16 protein-coding genes and 1 pseudogene are annotated in these 15,745 nt (G+C 61.8%); 5 read left to right on the top strand and 12 right to left on the bottom strand.

What is annotated here, in order from left to right; translation table 11 throughout:
- Positions 1-14 precede the first annotated feature (14 nt).
- Positions 15-383, top strand: a pseudogene (locus tag AB4N91_RS23540) (DUF6124 family protein).
- A 92-nt stretch (positions 384-475) separates the two neighbouring features.
- On the opposite strand, the gene AB4N91_RS23535 reads toward AB4N91_RS23540, so the two are convergent.
- From AB4N91_RS23535 to cpaB, 8 genes are read right to left on the bottom strand one after another with little or no spacing between them, the layout of a single operon-like run.
- A complete protein-coding gene (locus tag AB4N91_RS23535; protein ID WP_154913254.1) occupies positions 476-745 on the bottom strand; it encodes a DUF3613 domain-containing protein in 270 nt (89 codons plus the stop codon).
- 10 nt (positions 746-755) lie between these two features.
- Entirely contained in the window at positions 756-1,469 is a 714-nt protein-coding gene (locus AB4N91_RS23530) for a tetratricopeptide repeat protein (RefSeq protein WP_083375129.1), read from the bottom strand.
- 10 nt (positions 1,470-1,479) lie between these two features.
- Positions 1,480-2,370: a type II secretion system F family protein gene (locus tag AB4N91_RS23525; RefSeq protein WP_102595838.1), complete on the bottom strand. Its 891-nt coding sequence runs from the start codon at positions 2,368-2,370 to the stop codon at positions 1,480-1,482.
- Entirely contained in the window at positions 2,367-3,251 is an 885-nt protein-coding gene (locus AB4N91_RS23520) for a type II secretion system F family protein (RefSeq protein ID WP_010463833.1), read from the bottom strand. Before AB4N91_RS23520 ends, AB4N91_RS23525 begins: the two co-directional genes overlap by 4 nt.
- Positions 3,252-3,261: 10 nt before the next feature.
- Positions 3,262-4,542, bottom strand: coding sequence for a CpaF family protein (locus AB4N91_RS23515; RefSeq protein WP_460111815.1), 1,281 nt, complete (start codon positions 4,540-4,542; stop codon positions 3,262-3,264).
- The gene (locus AB4N91_RS23510; RefSeq protein WP_010463831.1) at positions 4,539-5,729 is read right to left on the bottom strand and encodes an AAA family ATPase; all 1,191 of its coding nucleotides are present in this window, start codon (positions 5,727-5,729) and stop codon (positions 4,539-4,541) included. The genes AB4N91_RS23515 and AB4N91_RS23510 overlap by 4 nt, the downstream gene beginning before the upstream one ends.
- Positions 5,726-6,988, bottom strand: coding sequence for a type II and III secretion system protein family protein (locus AB4N91_RS23505; RefSeq protein ID WP_154913260.1), 1,263 nt, complete (start codon positions 6,986-6,988; stop codon positions 5,726-5,728). Before AB4N91_RS23505 ends, AB4N91_RS23510 begins: the two co-directional genes overlap by 4 nt.
- 21 nt (positions 6,989-7,009) lie before the next feature.
- Complete coding sequence (cpaB, locus tag AB4N91_RS23500; protein WP_460111814.1) at positions 7,010-7,951, bottom strand: Flp pilus assembly protein CpaB; 942 nt, start codon at positions 7,949-7,951, stop codon at positions 7,010-7,012.
- Positions 7,952-8,277: 326 nt separating this feature from the next.
- Between cpaB and AB4N91_RS23495 the strand changes: the two genes are divergently transcribed.
- Both AB4N91_RS23495 and AB4N91_RS23490 read left to right on the top strand, forming a co-directional pair.
- Complete coding sequence (locus AB4N91_RS23495) at positions 8,278-8,487, top strand: Flp family type IVb pilin (protein ID WP_077750207.1); 210 nt, start codon at positions 8,278-8,280, stop codon at positions 8,485-8,487.
- 68 nt (positions 8,488-8,555) lie between these two features.
- Complete coding sequence (locus AB4N91_RS23490; protein WP_010463827.1) at positions 8,556-8,966, top strand: response regulator; 411 nt, start codon at positions 8,556-8,558, stop codon at positions 8,964-8,966.
- Between the two features lie 107 nt (positions 8,967-9,073).
- On the opposite strand, the gene AB4N91_RS23485 is transcribed toward AB4N91_RS23490, so the two are convergent.
- Together AB4N91_RS23485 and AB4N91_RS23480 are read right to left on the bottom strand one after the other, a co-directional pair.
- Positions 9,074-9,928: a MaoC family dehydratase gene (locus tag AB4N91_RS23485; RefSeq protein WP_077750225.1), complete on the bottom strand. Its 855-nt coding sequence runs from the start codon at positions 9,926-9,928 to the stop codon at positions 9,074-9,076.
- Between the two features lie 2 nt (positions 9,929-9,930).
- Positions 9,931-11,283 carry a 3-oxoacyl-ACP reductase gene (locus tag AB4N91_RS23480; protein ID WP_460111813.1) on the bottom strand — a complete coding sequence of 451 codons (1,353 nt, stop codon included), beginning with the start codon at positions 11,281-11,283 and terminating at the stop codon, positions 9,931-9,933.
- Positions 11,284-11,505: 222 nt separating this feature from the next.
- Here AB4N91_RS23480 and AB4N91_RS23475 point away from each other — a divergent pair, with 222 nt between their 5' ends.
- Positions 11,506-12,783 carry an acetyl-CoA C-acetyltransferase gene (locus AB4N91_RS23475; RefSeq protein ID WP_083375122.1) on the top strand — a complete coding sequence of 426 codons (1,278 nt, stop codon included), beginning with the start codon at positions 11,506-11,508 and terminating at the stop codon, positions 12,781-12,783.
- Here AB4N91_RS23475 and AB4N91_RS23470 read toward each other — a convergent pair.
- Positions 12,770-13,798 (bottom strand): bile acid:sodium symporter family protein, encoded by a 1,029-nt coding sequence (locus AB4N91_RS23470; protein ID WP_288110161.1) that lies wholly within the window; start codon positions 13,796-13,798, stop codon positions 12,770-12,772. The genes AB4N91_RS23475 and AB4N91_RS23470 overlap by 14 nt on opposite strands.
- A gap of 84 nt (positions 13,799-13,882) precedes the next feature.
- On the opposite strand from AB4N91_RS23470, the gene AB4N91_RS23465 reads away from it, so the two are divergent.
- On the top strand, positions 13,883-14,674 hold the full coding sequence (locus AB4N91_RS23465; protein ID WP_154913264.1) for an AraC family transcriptional regulator: 792 nt from the start codon (positions 13,883-13,885) through the stop codon (positions 14,672-14,674).
- 165 nt (positions 14,675-14,839) lie between these two features.
- Here AB4N91_RS23465 and AB4N91_RS23460 read toward each other — a convergent pair whose 3' ends face one another.
- Positions 14,840-15,544 (bottom strand): methyl-accepting chemotaxis protein, encoded by a 705-nt coding sequence (locus tag AB4N91_RS23460; protein ID WP_420802917.1) that lies wholly within the window; start codon positions 15,542-15,544, stop codon positions 14,840-14,842.
- Between the last annotated feature and the right edge of the window lie 201 nt (positions 15,545-15,745).

Raw genomic sequence — 15,745 nt, 5'->3', positions numbered from 1 at the left:
CAGGGAGTTTCACCATGTTCAAAGCCACACCCAATCCCCCGGAAGCCAACGACGTTTCCCCCTACGATCCGCTCAATCCCAAAAAGCTCAACGAAGCCGCCGACCGCGCGCTGGATCACTAGCTCAATCCGTCTGCCCTCAAGGCCCCCGTCATCCGCAAGGTCAGCACTATGTTCATCGTCGCCCCCGATATCGATAACGAATGCCTGTTGGCCCACGCTTGCGAGTCCTTGGCGTCGGCGAGTGTGCTGGCCAGTGAGTTTGCGGGGCATCTGGAGGGGCCGCAGCGGCATACGGCGTTGGCGATCCAGCAGGTCATCATGCTGGCTGAGTTGGCGGTGAATCGAGCGCTGGATAATGTGGATGTGCCGCAAGCGGTGTAGTACCGGTTAGACCGCGTCATCGTTCTTCGCGGGCGCGTCGGATCGCTGCACCGCTCGCGAAGGCGATGAATTCGATGCAAGAAAGCCTGACGCTACCCCCCCGCCCCACCGTTCACTGTCCCCCCTTCCTCCTGATCGAAAAACATCGGAATCTCATGCTGATAGCTCTTCAGCCAGCGCTGCATGCTCAGCTCTCGTTCGGTCGCGGTTGAGGTCTGTGGGGTGTGTGAGGCGGCCTGGTGGCTGATCTGCAATTTCAACCAGCCTTCGGTTTCCTGTTGTTGTGGTGAGGCGGGGCCGTCGAGGGCGTTGGCGGTGAGTGGCAGGGCCAGCAGGGTGAGGTAAAGGAGGGTCGGTTTCATCTGTCTGCTCCTATTGAAGGCCCGGCGTCGCGACGGCGGCGACCTGATTTGCGGGTGTCGGAATCACCTTGGTCGGGGCCTTGAGTTTTTGTGCGCGTTCCTGGGCTTCGGTGACCTGGGCGGGGCTCAGGCCGACGCGGCTGACGAGTTCGGCGGCGCGGCTCCAGTCGTCCTGGTAGATCAGCAGCGTCACCATGTTCAACGCCGCCAGTCGATCGCTTTGCTTGAGCTCCATGGCCGTCAGGAATTCGAAGCGTGCATCGTCGACGCGCCGTTGGTTGAGGTAGACCACGCCGAGATCGTTGCGGATTTTTTCATCGGTTGGCGCCAGTCGGGCGGCGCGTTGCAGGTGGGCCTGGGCCTGGCCGTTGTCGCCCCTGGCTGCCGCGAGCTGGCCGAGGCCGTGTTCGGCAGCGGCGGCGAGGCAGGTGCCGAGCAGGCTGCGGTAAAGTGGCTCGGCTTCGCTGCGACCCAGCAGCCGGTTTACCTTGGCCCGGCGCAAGCGCACGTCGGCGACGTTGTCGGGCAGGCTTTGCAGGTTGGCGAGGCTCGCGTGCAGTTTGCCGTCGTTGGCCATGTCATCGGCCAGGTTCAATTTCAGCTGTTCATCGGAGCCCAACTTGCTGCAACTGGCGCTTTGGGTCAGGGCGTTCCATGGCGCCTGGCCGTCGGTGGCGCAACCGCTCAACAGGAGCAAACTCAAACCGGCAATCATTGCTTTCATCGCGATCCCTCTATGAGCCAATGGCCCGGGCCAGGGCGGTGAAGCCCGGGCCGGCCAGGACGATCAATAACGCCGGGAAGAGAAACAGCATCATCACGACGGACATTTTGGCGGACATCTTGGAGATGTATTCCTGCAAGCGCGTGAGGCGCCGGTCATCGAACAGTTGCTTGAGCGCCAGTAGCGATTTCATCGCACCACCACCCTGGTGGATCAGCTGTTGAAGGATCACGCAGGTGTCCGTGAATTCGTCTACCGCCAACAAGCGGCTGGCCTTGCTCAGCTCTTCGCCCAACTCCAGGCCGGAATCGACACGGGCCAGAACCAGGCGCAGTTCGTGGGTCAATGCGGGCATCAGTTGCTTGCCTTCCTGGCTCAGCACGCGCAGCGATTGCTCGACGGCCATGCCCGATTCAAACAGGATGCGCAGCAGCGGAATGAAGGTCGATATCTCCAGGGCCAACTGTTTTTGCCGGCGTTGAGACGCGGCGGCGAGCAGGCGTTTAGGCAGCAGGTAACCGATGGCCGTGGCGAAGAGCGGGGCGATCCAGTGGTTTTGCACGCTGGGGTAGAACACGCTTTGAATCAGCAATGCCAAGGCCAGCGCCAGCACCGGCACTCCCACCTGGAACGCCGCGAACTGTGAGCGGCGGCGGGCGCTGCGCCAACCCAAGCGGTTGAGCAGGGTTTGGGTTTCGTTGTCCAGATTGACCGAACGCTGACCGATGCGGCTGTTGCCCAGCGCTTGTAGCCAATGACCCATGCGGTCGTGGTCAACGGCTTTGCCGTCCAGCCGTTGAGCCACCTGACGCGCACGCCGGCGCTGGTCCAGCAGGCTGCCGAGCAGCAACAGCGCAGCCGCCATAAACAGCAGGGCACTGATCAGCAGCGGTATTTTCATACGCTGCGCAACATGCGCCAAAGCGCCAGGCTGCCCACCGCCTGCAAGCCAAACGCACTCGCGAGCATCATTTGCCCTGAGCTGTCGTGCCACATTGCAAGCAGGTAAGCGGGGTTGGCGGCCAGGAAATAGGTGGCCAGGCCCAGCGGCAAACTGCCTAGCACCCAGGCCGTCACGCGGGTTTCACCGGTCATGGCGCTGAGCTGGCGGGCGGCCTGTTCGCGTTCACGGATCATCTTGATCAGGTTCTCCAACAATTCGCTGGCATTGCCGCCGTAGCGGTGATTGACCTTCAGGCCGAGGGCAAACAGGCGCAGTTCATCCTTCTCATACAGCTCGGCGAAGTCCGACGCGGCATCCGGCAGGCTGACGCCCAACTGCACGTTGCGTTGTACCCGGCCCATGGCCTCTTTGAGCGGATTGTCGGCGGCATGGATAGCGCCCAGCACCGCGTCGGCCAGAGTGCGACCGGACTTCAGGCTGCGCACGGTGTGATCGAGCAACGTCGGCAGTTGTTCGATCATGCGCTTGAGCCGGCGCTGATAGCGCCAGCTTATGAACAACCGGAACGCGAGTGGCGGTACCAGCAAACACACCACGAGCCCGATCCAGCCACCGGCGGCGAAGCCGATCAACGTACCGAACGCCCACAGCAGCATCCAGCGTCCCAGCTGTTCGTTCGGGCGCCCAAGGCCCGCGCGCAGGAACGCCCGTTCCAGGCCTGCCCAAGAGGTTTTTTCCACCACCAACTGCGGTTGCCCCTGGGCCAGGCGATTGAGCACGCGCTCGGTGCCAGTCTGGCGCAAGCCTTTGAGCAGCAGGCGAATCGACACGCCGAGCATGATCAGGCAAACGAGGATGAGCAACGCCGGTTTGAGCATGCCGTGGGCCTCAGTACGGTGATGGCGGGAGCGCCGACTCGCGGCGCAGTTTATCGCCGGCCGGGTTGACGGCCTCGCGCAGAAACCCGAATCCGCTGCGCCGGTCGAGCCGGAACAGCGTATTGGTGACGTAGACATCGTCACGGACGCCCACCACCTCCACCACTTCGCTGACGCAGCGTCGACCATCGGGCATGCGCGTCAACTGGATGATCACGTCCAGTGCCGCGCAGATCATTTGCCGCAAGGTCTTTTCGGCAATGACGCGACCGGTCAGGCCGACCAGGGTTTCCAGGCGCAGCAGCGCATCCTGGGCGTTGTTGGCGTGCACGGTGCTCATCGAACCGTCGTGGCCGGTGTTCATGGCGGTGAGCACGTCGAGCACTTCGACACCGCGAATTTCGCCGAGGATGATCCGGTCCGGGCGCATCCGCAGGGCGTTGCGGATCAAGTCGCTGGACTTCACTTCACCGTGGCCCTCGGCATTGGGAGGACGGGTTTCCAGGCGCACGACATGCGGGTGGCCGAGTTGCAATTCGGCGACATCTTCGATGGTGACCAGCCGCTCGTGTGGGTTGATCAACTGGCTGAGAATATTCAACAGCGTGGTTTTACCGGTGCCGGTGCCGCCGCTGATCAAGACGTTGCAGCGCTTGCCCACGGCTTCCTGGAGGAAATCGAAGATCGGCTGATCGATGGTTTGCATCGTCACCAGGTCGTTGCTCTTGAGCATGTCCTTGCGAAATTTACGAATTGACAGGCAGGGGCCGTCGAGGGCGATCGGTGGAATGATCGCGTTGACCCGGCTGCCATCCGGCAGGCGAGCATCGACCATCGGCGAAGACTCATCGAGCCGCCGACCCAGTGGTGCGAGAATCCGTTGCATGACGCGTTCGACGTGGTGCGCATCAATGAAGCGCAAGTCACTTTGATGCAGCACACCGTCGCGCTCGATGAATACCCGGTGCGGGCCGTTGACCAGGATCTCGGTCACCGCCGGATCGCGCAGCAGCACTTCAAGCGGACCGAAACCGGTGAGTTCGTCGACCAGTTCTTCGGCCAGTCGCTCCATTTCATAACGGGAAATTGCCAGGTGCAGTCGCGCGATGTACTCAGCCACTTTGTCGGTGACGAATTGCGACAGTACCTGGCGCGAACCCTCCAGCAGGTTTTTTCCGGACTCTTCGATGGCGTCGATGATGAAACGGTGCAACACCAGTTTCAGGCCTTCATGGTCGGCGTTGGCGCTCGAAGCGCGATGCGGCGCACCGAACAGTTTTTCACTGCTCATTGCGCACCTCGAAGCCGGTTGAACCAACCGGTCCTGGGTTTGGCCAAGGCTTCGGAGCGCTTGGCCAGACATTCACCGAGGGCCCGCAGGCCTTGGCTCAGGCCTTCGCGAGGGGCCAGTTCGAACAGGCTGACGCCCTGATTCTTGGCGTTGAGCCGCACTTCCGGGCTGTAGGCGAGGGTGGCGATGATCTCCATGCCGAAACTTTTACCCAGGGTTTCCGAGTCCGGCGCGACGTGGCGCAAGTAGCGGTCGATGAGCAATCTGGCGTGGTCAAGCTTCATGCCTTTCTCCCGCCACAGATTCAGCAGCGCGAGGTTGCGGCGACAGTCGAGCACGTTCTGATCGGTGTACCAGAGCAGCTTGTCGCAATGGCTGATAAATGTGCGCAGTGCCTCGCTGTCCGGCTGACCGGTGAGGTTCACCACAATGTGCTGGAAGTGTTGGCGCAGGGCGCTGAGCAGCATGTACAGCTCGGCGGCGCTGGTGTGTTCCAGCGGTTCGTCGTGACTGGCGTACGCCAGAATCCGCAGTCCGTCACCGTCGCTGGTGAACGCACTGTCGATCAGCGTTGCGTCCAGCCGCCGCAAATGGCGCAGGGCATCGCCGAAGTGAAACGAGCTCTCCAGGCCGAGCAGGGCCAGGCTGTCGCCGCGTGGCAGGCCGAGGTCGAGCAGCAAGGTTTGCTGTCCGCTCTTTTGCACCACCTGCGCCATATGGTTGGCGAGCAGCGCGCCGTCTGCACTGCTTTGCACGCCATATAGCACGGTCAGGCCACCCAGGTGGGTATTTGGAGCCACCGGTGGCAGGCGTTTACTGAGACGCCGCACCAGCCCCGCGACTTCGCTGGAGCGCGAGCCATACGCGACGAAATCCCGGGCGCCGGCCCGCATCGCGTTGAGCACGAGCTGGTTGTCCATGCCGTCGCCCAGCGCGACGATGGCCAGCATCGGTTTGGCTTCAAGTGCACCCTCGATCAAGGTGCTCTGCGCCACCACGTGTTCGCGATCCAGCCCCACGAACACCAGGCTGGCGAAGGTCACGTCGACCAGCGTCAGCAGTTCGTCGAGGCTGCCGCCACCGGCACTGACGACCTGGCCCAACGGGGCGAGGGCGCCTTGCAGCCATTCAAGGTCGGTGGGGTTGCGGGTGATTGCCAGGAAGGTCTGGCTCAGGTTCTGGCTCATTGCGATAACCCGCTGCGTTTATCGAAGTTGCCGTTTTCGAGGAAGTACATGCGATAGAAACCGGGGTCGTAGTTGCGCAGTTGTTCACCGGGCAGCGACGGTAATTTCGCGTTGGCCGCCAACGGCTGCACCAAGTGCGGCGTGACGATCATCAGCAGTTCGCGCTCCTCGCGCTTGATCGATGAACTGCGGAAAAACGCACCGAGTATCGGGATGTCGCCAAGACCGGGAAATTTGTCGACCTGCGAGGCGTTTTGCGTGCTGATCAAACCGCTGATGACGAAACTTTCGCCATCGGCCAGGGAGATGCTGGTGTCAGTGCGGCGGATGGTGAGCGCCGGGACTGTGGTGCCGCCGATGGTGACGCCGTTGTTGTAATCCAGCTCACTGACTTCCGGCGCCACTTTCAGGGCGATGCGTTGGTTGCTGACGACGGTCGGCGTGAGTGTCAGGCGAATGCCGAATTCCTTGTATTCGATCGAGTAGCTGTTGCTGTTGGCGCTGGGCACCGGAATCGGGATTTCACCGCCGGCCAGAAAGCTCGCGCTCTGCCCGCTGATCGCCACCAGGCTCGGCCGCGCCAGGGTGTAGGCGAAGCCGCTGCCTTCCATGGCGTTGATGATGGCGAGGAAATTACCGCCGCCGGCGACGATGTTGTACATGTCGTTGGCCAGCGGAATGCTCGGCACGGCAATGCGTGGATCGATGTTGCGCAGCGGCAGCACACGCGGTGTGACTGCCGTATTGGGCACGGTGCCGGGTGAGCCGAACAGGAAGTTCGAGTTTTTACCGTAGATCGAGGTGCTGGCCTCTTTCAGTTTGGTCCGGCTGACCTCGACGAAGCGAATATCGGTCTGCACTTGCGACGCCAGCATCGGGTCTTCGGAGGGTATCGACGCCGCGCCGGTCATCGCTGCTGTGGCCCGGCCCTGAACGAACACCATGCTTTGGCGCGGTGTGCTGGCGCAGGCGGTCCAGACCATCAGGCTGGTGGCGCCCGGCGCCATGCCGGTGAGCAGAAACGCCTGATTGCCGTTGACGCGCACGTCGGCGATTTTCGGATCGCCCACGGCCAGTCGCGTGATCGCTACCGGCGATTGCAGTTCCTGCTGCAACCCTTCACCGACTTCCAGCACCGCCGGCAGGGGCCCTAATGCAGAGCAATTGCCCGCGGCGGCGAATGTCATGTCGAGCGGTTGAACGCCCAGCAAGGAGACACAGAGCAGGCCTTGGAACATGGACATGGAACGTCTGCGCATTTAAAGGCGTCCTTGCTCGACTCAGGGGGTTTGTTGGGAGATTTGGTTGCCGCGAATGACTTCCACGCCTGATTTGCGCGGTGCCGTGCTGCCGAGGGTGAGTGCTTTGGGGGGGCCGACGAGGGCCAGTTGGCTGAACTGCACCAGGTCGCGATCAGCCCGGGCAAGGTGGGCGTTTGAATCGTTTTCGCCGGCCCAATAATGCGCCAGGCGTTTCTCTTCGGCACTGCGCACGGCCAGGCGCAGCACCCCGGCCTGGGTCGCCAGCATCAGCCGGCTCAGCAGCGACTCGGGCACGGCGAGCACCACCGAACGGGCGTTGGTGCGCTGTGGGTCCTGCTTGAGTTGTTCTTCGTTGCTGCGCACCGGTTTGGCCGGGCGCCCATCGTTGGTCAGTCCCAGCTGTTCGCCGACGCCGAGCACCCGCAACGCGGGGATGACGACCTGAGCTGACTGCTGAACGTTGTTGGCGTCTGCACGCAGAAACAGCATCACGTCGACATAATCGCCAGGGCTCAGTTGCCCGCCGGCATTGATCACTTCATCCACCGCGACGGCGAGCGCACGTTCATCGGGCCGGATCATTCGCGACAATGCACTGCCGGCTTCGAAGCTTTCAGCGTTGAGCCAGGTGCCTGCGGTCAGTGCGCGCCACGGCGTGCGACCAATGGCCTGATCGAGTCTGGTCAGACTGCCGGCCGGGGCGGTGCGCAGTTTTTCCAGGGTCACGTCGGCGGCGGTGATTTGAACGAAGGGCGCCACATCGCGCAGCAGCACGACAACGGGTTGACGGGTGGGATCGTCTACCGGCGCAGGTGCCGGAACAGGTGCGGTGGCGATAGCGTTCGGCGGGGTGACGGGGTCGGGGGCCGGTTGTCGACTCAGTGTCAGCCCCCAATAACCGGCAATGATGGCACCCACCAGAAAAAAACCGGCCAGACCCATGGTGACTCGGCTGTTCATCACGGCTCTCCCTTTCCTGCTGCTTGATGACTCGTAAGGTCCAACGAGATAACTTCGCAATCAGGCAGCTTTGACCTTCTAACTATTTCGCTATTTGACGTTAGCGCAGGTAGATCAAAATGCCATTACTCCTTGGAAAATATCTAACGAAAGTAAGAGGCTATCGTGCCAAACCTGGTTTTTTGGCGTCGATTGGCCGGTTAATACTTAAGTATTAATTCGTTCTTACAGTTGTTGGTAAGCGGAATGCCGACAATGCTGATGCTGGCACAGGGGAATCATGTTGCGGCCATGCAACACCCGGCACCCTCCAAGGAGAAAACGTCATGTCCCTCACTCAGTTTGTTCAGCGGCTGAAGTCTGAAGTCGTCTTCTACATCAACCTGGCGAAAGACACCGAAGGGGCTTCGGGTATTGAGTACGCCATTATCGCGGGGATGGCGGCGGTCGCACTGGCAGCTTTCATGGAGCCGATCTCGGGTTCGATTACCATAATCTTTGACAGTATCAAGGAGGTACTGCCGGCGGCTTCTTGATCGATGCCGTTTGCCAACGGGCCTGAGTGGTTTTAACGTCAGCGCTTAGTCCATCGCAGGAAAACCCTATGAACGCTCTCGCATTCCCACGCCAACAACTCCTTCTGGTCGATGACGAGGAGGATGCGTTGCTGGAACTGGCGGAGCTGCTTGAGGGCGAGGGCTTCAATTGCTTTACCGCAACCTCGGTCAAACTCGCCCTGAATCATTTGACCCGCCATCCCGATATTGCCCTGGTGATCACCGATCTGCGCATGCCGGAGGAAAGCGGCATGTCGCTGATCAAACGCCTGCGCGAGCACACCTCCCGCCAGCATTTACCCGTGATCGTGACATCCGGCCATGCAGACATGGAAGATGTCAGCGACATGCTGCGCTTGCAGGTGCTCGACCTGTTCCGCAAGCCGATCTATCACGTGCGGTTGCTGGAGACGCTCAATAACCTGTTTCCGCAGCCAAGCGCGCACTTCAATCACTGAACCAGCCCTTTTCTCAAGCAGGCTCACTGCCTCGGACGACTCGCAAACGCGGTCCCCTGCAGGCGCGAACCTGCTCGCGACGGCGATTTCACAGATGATCAACCGGTTCAGGCAATCGGCCGCCAATGTCCCACCATATGTTCAAGATCCCCCGCCCCCAGCAGCTGAAAGTCCCCACTGGACCCCGCCGCGCTGGCCAGCAACGTCACCTCACTCGGCAACCGCACCGGTTTCCTGAACTGCACCGCCATCTCGACATTCGCCGTGGGCAGATGCTCACTCAACGCTGCCAATGTCCGGGCCTTGTTCCACAACCCATGGGCAATGGCCGTCGGAAAACCAAACAGCTTGGCGCTCGCGGCACTCAGGTGAATCGGGTTGTAGTCCCCGGATACTTTTGCGTACTGCCGGCCGATGTCCGCCGGCGCATTCCAGCGAGCCACTTGCGTCATCTCCAGGGTTGATGCCAACACGTCCTCGACCGGTTCGCCTTCGAGCTTGACCCCGCGGCACAGCATCTGGCTTTCAGCTTCCCACAACGGCCCCAACTGATCGTCAAGCGACGTCACCAGATCGAACGTCGCACCCTTGGCATGGGGTTGCAGGTTCTGCACCTGCACGCTGACCCGAACACGGTTGACCCCACCCATGGGGCGCAATACACGAATGCGATTGCTCAGGTGAATCAGCCCAAGCAGCGGGAACGGAAAGTCCTTGGCCGTGAGCAATTGCATCTGCAAGGCAAACGCCAGGATGTGTGGATAGGTCGGCGGCAGCAAACCGTTATCGGCAAAACCACAGACCTTGCGATACGCCGCCAGGCGTTTCGGATCGACCTCGAGCCAGCAGCGCAATCCCGTGTCGGGCAACGTGGTGCCGGTGATTTTGCGCCGTGTTGCCGCCTTCACGTACAGCCCCGTCAGGCTCGGTTCGCGGTTGAGGGTGTGCCAATCGGTGATCATGTTCATGCCCCCAGGACGCTTTGGCCGCAGACTCGCAACGCTTGCCCGGTGAACGCGCCGGTCCCCGGCTGAGCAAGCCACGCGACGGCTTCGGCAACGTCTTGTGGCAGGCCGCCCTGGCCCAAAGAACTCATACGTCGCCCGGCCTCACGGATGCCGAACGGCAGGTGCGCGGTCATCTGGGTTTCGATGAACCCCGGCGCCACCGCATTGATGCTGATGCCGCGTTGACTCAGCAGCGGCGCCCAGGCCTGGGCCAGACCGATCAGCCCTGCCTTGCTCGCCGCGTAATTGGTCTGCCCGCGATTGCCGGCGATGCCGCTGATGGACGCCAACAGAATCACCCGCCCGTTGTCATGCAAGGCGCCGCTGTCGAGCAGGGCCTTGGTCAGCACTTGCGGCGCGTTGAGGTTGACCGCGATCACCGCGTCCCAGAATTCGGGGGTCATGTTGGCCAGGGTTTTGTCGCGGGTGATGCCGGCATTGTGGACCACGATGTCGACGCCGTCGGGCAGCAATTCGATCAACTGCGCGGCGGCGTCTTCGGCGCAGATGTCCAAGGTGATGCTGCGCCCGCCGAGGCGCGCAGCGAGTGCATCGAGGTCGGTTTTGGCCACAGGTACGTCAAGCAGGATGACCTCGGCACCGTCACGGGCCAGGGTTTCGGCGATGGAAGCGCCAATGCCGCGCGCGGCACCCGTGACCAGCGCCTTGCGCCCGGCCAGTGGGCGAGTCCAGTCCGACACCTGCGTATCGCAAGCCTTCAAACGAACCACCTGGCCTGACACAAACGCACTTTTGGGCGAGAGGAAAAACCGTAGCGGCCCTTCGAGTTGATCCTCGGCGCCGTCACCGACATAGATCAGCTGCAAGGTGCCGCCGCTGCGCAATTCCTTGGCCAGCGAGCGACTGAAACCTTCCAGCGCACGCTGTGCGCTGGCGGCGAACGGGTCGGTCAACGTCTCTGGCGCACGCCCCAGAATCACCAGGTGCGCGCTGTGATCGAGGTTCTTGATCAGCGGCTGGAAGAACTCGCGCAGCTGTTTGAGCTGATCGGTCTGCACCAGGTCACTGGCGTCGAACACCACGGCTTTGAGCTTGGGGCCGTGGCCGGGAATCCACGCGGTGGCCAGCGATGGGTCAGTGCCGTAGCTGTAGATCGCATCGGTCAGGCGATTGGCAAAAGCGCTGACTTTCTCTGTCAGCGGGCCGCCGCCAATCAACAGCGCCCCTTCGACAGGCCGCAGTCGGCCTGCTTGCCACCGCTCCAGGCGTACCGGAGACGGCAGTCCCATGGCCCCGACCAGACGATGGCCGATGGAGGAATTGGCGAAGTCGATATAACGGTCAGACATGGAACGCACTCCGGCAGCTGGGGTTCAAAGTGTGGACCACGAATGGCAATCAGTCGTTCGATCCACGATATAAGGCCTACGCTTGAACAGTGTAGGAGCGAAGCTTGCTCGCGAAGACGATGTTTCATTCAGAGGAGATATTGAATGTGCCGGCGCCTTCGCGAGCAAGCTTCGCTCCTGCAGGGCTGGTGTTTACATCTGATTTTTTGACAGGAGCTTTTCATGACCCAGCTGCGCCGCGTCGCGATTATTGGCGGTAACCGAATCCCCTTCGCCCGCTCCAACGGGCCTTACGCCACCGCCAGTAACCAGGCGATGCTCACCGCAGCGCTCGAAGGCCTGATCGAACGCTACAACCTGCATGGCCTGCGGATCGGCGAAGTGGTCGCGGGGGCGGTCCTCAAGTTGTCCCGAGACATGAACCTGACGCGCGAGTGTGTGCTCGGTTCACGGTTGTCCCCCGGCACCCCGGCCTATGACATTCAGCAGGCGTGCGGCACAGGCCTTGAAGCGGCGTTGCTGGTGGCGAACAAGATTGCTTTGGGACAGATCGAGTGCGGCATTGCCGGTGGCGTCGATACCACCTCGGATGCGCCGATCGGCGTCAGTGAAGGTTTGCGCAGGGTGCTGCTGCAAGCCAATCGCGCCAAGACCACCGGCGACAAACTGAAAACCTTTCTGCAGCTGCGTCCCCGGGACTTGATACCGGAGTTCCCGCGCAACGGCGAACCGCGCACCGGTTTGTCCATGGGCCAGCACTGCGAGTTGATGGCCCAGACCTGGAACATCCCCCGCGAAGAACAGGATCAGCTGGCGCTGGAGAGCCATCGGAACCTGGCCGCGTCCTACGCCGAAGGCTGGCACAACGACCTGATGACACCGTTCCTCGGCCTGACCCGCGACAACAACCTGCGCCCGGACCTGACCCTGGAAAAACTCGCCTCGCTGAAACCGGCCTTCGAGAAAAGCGCCAAGGGCACGATGACGGCGGGCAACTCCACGCCGCTCACCGATGGCGCGTCGCTGGTACTGTTGGGCAGTGAAGAATGGGCGAAGGAACGTGGCTTGCCGATCCTCGCCTATTTGCGTGACGGCGAGGCCGCGGCAGTGGATTTCGTCAACGGCGCCGAAGGGCTGTTGATGGCGCCGGTGTACGCGGTGCCCCGTTTGCTGGCGCGCAATGGCCTGACCTTGCAGGACTTCGATTACTACGAAATCCACGAAGCCTTCGCCGCGCAGGTGCTCTGCACGTTGAAGGCCTGGGAAGATCCGGAGTATTGCAAAACCCGTCTCGGCCTCGATGCGCCGCTGGGCTCCATCGACCGCAGCCGCCTCAACGTCAAAGGCAGTTCACTGGCGGCCGGGCATCCGTTTGCCGCGACCGGCGGGCGCATCGTCGCCAACCTGGCGAAGTTGCTCGACGCGGCGGGCAAGGGCCGAGGCTTGATCTCGATCTGCGCCGCTGGCGGCCAAGGGGTGACGGCGATTATCGAGCGCTGATCAGTTCGGCGTTCTGCTGCGCGATGCGTTCACGGTTGCGGTTGGCGTAGCTCTCGGCCATCACCGAGCAGACGATCAACTGCAACGGGTGATAAATCATGATCGGCAGCAGAATCAAGCCCAGGCCAGGATTGGCGCCGAAGATCAGCGCCGCCATCGGCGCACCGGCCGCGAGGGATTTTTTGCTGGCGCAGAACACCGCGGCGATCTCATCCGCCGGGCTGAATTTCAGTGCGCGAGCGGTGCGGGTAGTCATCCACAGGATGACCGCCAGCAGGATCACGCTGCCGATCAGTGCGCTGAGAATTACGCCGTTGCCCTGTTGTTGCCACATCCCCGAGACCATCGAGTTGCAGAACGCCGAGTACACCAGCAACAGAATCACCAGCTTGTCGACGATGTTGGTGTAGCGCTTGTGGCGGGCGAAGAACTTGCCGAACATCGGCCGCAACAGTTGGCCGAGCACCAGCGGCAACAGCAACATGGCGCAGAGGTCGAGCAGCGTCGAGCCCAGATCGATGCCGCCAGCACCGCTGCCGACCACCAGGCTCACCAGCAACGGCGTCAGGAAAATCCCCAGCACGCTGGACAGGCTCGCATTGAGAATTGCCGCCGGCACGTTGCCGCCCGCGCTGCCAGTCAGGGCCACAGACGACGAGATGGTCGACGGCAGGGCGCAAAGGTAGAAGAAGCCAAGCATCAACAGCGAAGGCACGTGCGAACCCAGCAGCTTGTCGCTCAGCAACCAGATCAACGGGAACACCATGAAGGTGAAACCCTGGACCATCACGTGCAGCTTCCAGTTCTTCAGGCCATGGCTGATCTGCTCGCTGGAGAGATTGACCCCGTGCAGGAAGAACACGAGGAACACGCCGATGTTGATCACATATTCCGCGTGCATCCCGCCACCCGTGGCGCCGAAGACCGGGAAGAAATACGCCAGCAGCGTGGCGATCAGCATGCCGCACAAGAACCAGTCGGTGACCACGCGTTTGAGGTGTTTGAAGGCATGCATAACGGCCACCGAATACATTTGTAAGAATTGATGACTTAGCCTAACGTCGGCCCTATCTGCCGTCTTGCGACATAAGGCCAATCAATGCCGGCTAACGGACAACTTTCCCTCGAACGGGCCATTCCGACGCTGAAGGCGCTACCGCGTCCGCTGTTCGCTCGGGCGGAAAGCCTGAATGCCGGGTCGTGGACGCCACCTCATCGCCACGATTGGGTGCAGTTTTCCTACGCCATCAGCGGCGTTCTCGGCGTGCACACGGCTGAGGGCAGTTTCTTTGCGCCGCCGCAGTGGGGGATCTGGATTCCGGCGGACCTCGAACACCAGGTGGTGACCTCGATGCGTGCCGAAATGCGCAGCCTTTACGTGCGCCGCCAGGACTGTGAATGGGCCGACGGGCGTTGTCGGGTGCTGGAAGTCACGCCGCTGGCCCGTGAGCTGATCAAGCGTTTTTGCTTGCTGCCGGTGGAGTATCCGCAGGGCGACAGCCAGGAAACGCGGCTGGTGAATGTGCTGCTGGATCAGTTGGCGAATCTGCCGGAGGTGGGGTTTTCCCTGCCGTTGCCGCGTCATGAACGGCTGCTCGGGTTGTGCAATGAGCTGATCGAACGTCCGGAGCTCAGTGTGACGTTGCAGGAATGGGCGCAACGCCTGGGCACCTCGGAAAAGACGCTGATGCGCTTGTTCCAGCGCGAGACCGGGCTGAGCTTTCGCGGGTGGCGACAGCGAATGCGGTTGCTGTCGTCGCTGAGTTTGCTGGAGGAGGGCGACAGCGTGACCCATGCCGCGCTGTCTTGTGGGTATGACTCGACGTCGGCGTTTATTGCGGCGTTCAAGGGGTTGTTCGGCTTCACACCCGGTGAATTGTTCAAACAGTAATTGTGGCGAGGGAGCTTGCTCCCGCTGGAGCGCGAAGCGGTCCCAATTCAGTAAACACGCTGTATCAGGTATTCCGTGTTTACCGGTTTGCGACCGCTTCGCGGCCGAGCGGGAGCAAGCTCCCTCGCCACAGGTATCGGTTTTCGACCCGTTAGATCAGCGACCTCAGGTCCTGAAGCGACGAACCAACCCGTCCAGTTCATTCGACAACCCGGCCAGGCTCTGCGAGTCCAGGCGCGCCGAGTTCGCCAGTTCTGCCACCAACTGCGCGTCGCCATGGATCTGGCTGATGTGCCGGTTGATGTCTTCGGCCACCTGATGCTGTTCTTCCGCCGCCGTGGCGATCTGCGTGTTCATGTCGCGAATCACATCCACCGACTCACGAATCAGCCCGAAACTGCTGCGCGCTTCACCGATGCGGGTCACCGATTGTTGCGACACTTCCAGGCTCGCATGCATCTGTTGAGTCACTTGGCTGGTGCGCTTGGCCAGGTTGCCCAGCAAGCCATCGATTTCCGCCGTGGAATCCGCCGTGCGTTTGGCCAGTGCCCGGACTTCATCCGCCACCACTGCAAACCCGCGACCTTGCTCACCGGCCCGTGCAGCCTCAATGGCGGCGTTCAGGGCCAGCAGGTTGGTCTGTTCGGCAATCGAGCGAATGGTCCCCAGGATCGACTGGATGTCGTTGCTGTCGCGTTCGAGCTGTTGCATCGACTGCGCCGACTGTTCGATTTCCTGGCTCAGGCGATCAACGCTGGTCACGGCCGCATCAATCTGTTGCTGACCTTGACGCGCCTGGCGCTGGCCACTGTCGGCGGATTCTGCCGCCTGGCTGCACGAGCGTGCGACTTCGTTGGCGGTGGCGACCATTTCATGGAACGCCGTGGACACCATGTCCACCGCCTCACGCTGGCGCCCGGCGGCCTCAGCCATGTCGCTGGAAACCTGAGTCGAGCTCTTCGAGGTGGCGAGAATCTTGGTCGCGGCACCGCCGATGCTTTGGATCAGGTTACGAATCGCCGTCAGGAACTGATTGAACCAGTTGGCCAGTTGCGCGGTTTCGTCGCTGCC

The sequence above is a fragment of the Pseudomonas sp. H3_D04 genome, from assembly GCF_054669175.1.
The sequence above is the reverse complement of the archived record's forward strand: the minus strand, read 5'-3'. Positions and strand labels throughout refer to the sequence as shown.

Bases quoted from the DNA above. Each gene is read 5' to 3' on its own strand.
- AB4N91_RS23535 (WP_154913254.1), bottom strand. From the start codon at position 745: ATGAAACCGACCCTCCTTTACCTCACCCTGCTGGCCCTGCCACTCACC.
- AB4N91_RS23490 (WP_010463827.1), top strand. From the start codon at position 8,556: ATGAACGCTCTCGCATTCCCACGCCAACAACTCCTTCTGGTCGATGAC.
- AB4N91_RS23465 (WP_154913264.1), top strand. From the start codon at position 13,883: ATGCCGGCTAACGGACAACTTTCCCTCGAACGGGCCATTCCGACGCTG.
- AB4N91_RS23530 (WP_083375129.1), bottom strand. From the start codon at position 1,469: ATGAAAGCAATGATTGCCGGTTTGAGTTTGCTCCTGTTGAGCGGTTGC.
- AB4N91_RS23460 (WP_420802917.1), bottom strand. From the start codon at position 15,544: ATGGTCGCCACCGCCAACGAAGTCGCACGCTCGTGCAGCCAGGCGGCA.
- AB4N91_RS23470 (WP_288110161.1), bottom strand. From the start codon at position 13,798: ATGCATGCCTTCAAACACCTCAAACGCGTGGTCACCGACTGGTTCTTG.
- AB4N91_RS23525 (WP_102595838.1), bottom strand. From the start codon at position 2,370: ATGAAAATACCGCTGCTGATCAGTGCCCTGCTGTTTATGGCGGCTGCG.
- AB4N91_RS23480 (WP_460111813.1), bottom strand. From the start codon at position 11,283: ATGTCTGACCGTTATATCGACTTCGCCAATTCCTCCATCGGCCATCGT.
- AB4N91_RS23520 (WP_010463833.1), bottom strand. From the start codon at position 3,251: ATGCTCAAACCGGCGTTGCTCATCCTCGTTTGCCTGATCATGCTCGGC.
- AB4N91_RS23505 (WP_154913260.1), bottom strand. From the start codon at position 6,988: ATGCGCAGACGTTCCATGTCCATGTTCCAAGGCCTGCTCTGTGTCTCC.
- AB4N91_RS23495 (WP_077750207.1), top strand. From the start codon at position 8,278: ATGTCCCTCACTCAGTTTGTTCAGCGGCTGAAGTCTGAAGTCGTCTTC.
- cpaB (WP_460111814.1), bottom strand. From the start codon at position 7,951: ATGAACAGCCGAGTCACCATGGGTCTGGCCGGTTTTTTTCTGGTGGGT.
- AB4N91_RS23485 (WP_077750225.1), bottom strand. From the start codon at position 9,928: ATGATCACCGATTGGCACACCCTCAACCGCGAACCGAGCCTGACGGGG.
- AB4N91_RS23475 (WP_083375122.1), top strand. From the start codon at position 11,506: ATGACCCAGCTGCGCCGCGTCGCGATTATTGGCGGTAACCGAATCCCC.
- AB4N91_RS23510 (WP_010463831.1), bottom strand. From the start codon at position 5,729: ATGAGCCAGAACCTGAGCCAGACCTTCCTGGCAATCACCCGCAACCCC.
- AB4N91_RS23515 (WP_460111815.1), bottom strand. From the start codon at position 4,542: ATGAGCAGTGAAAAACTGTTCGGTGCGCCGCATCGCGCTTCGAGCGCC.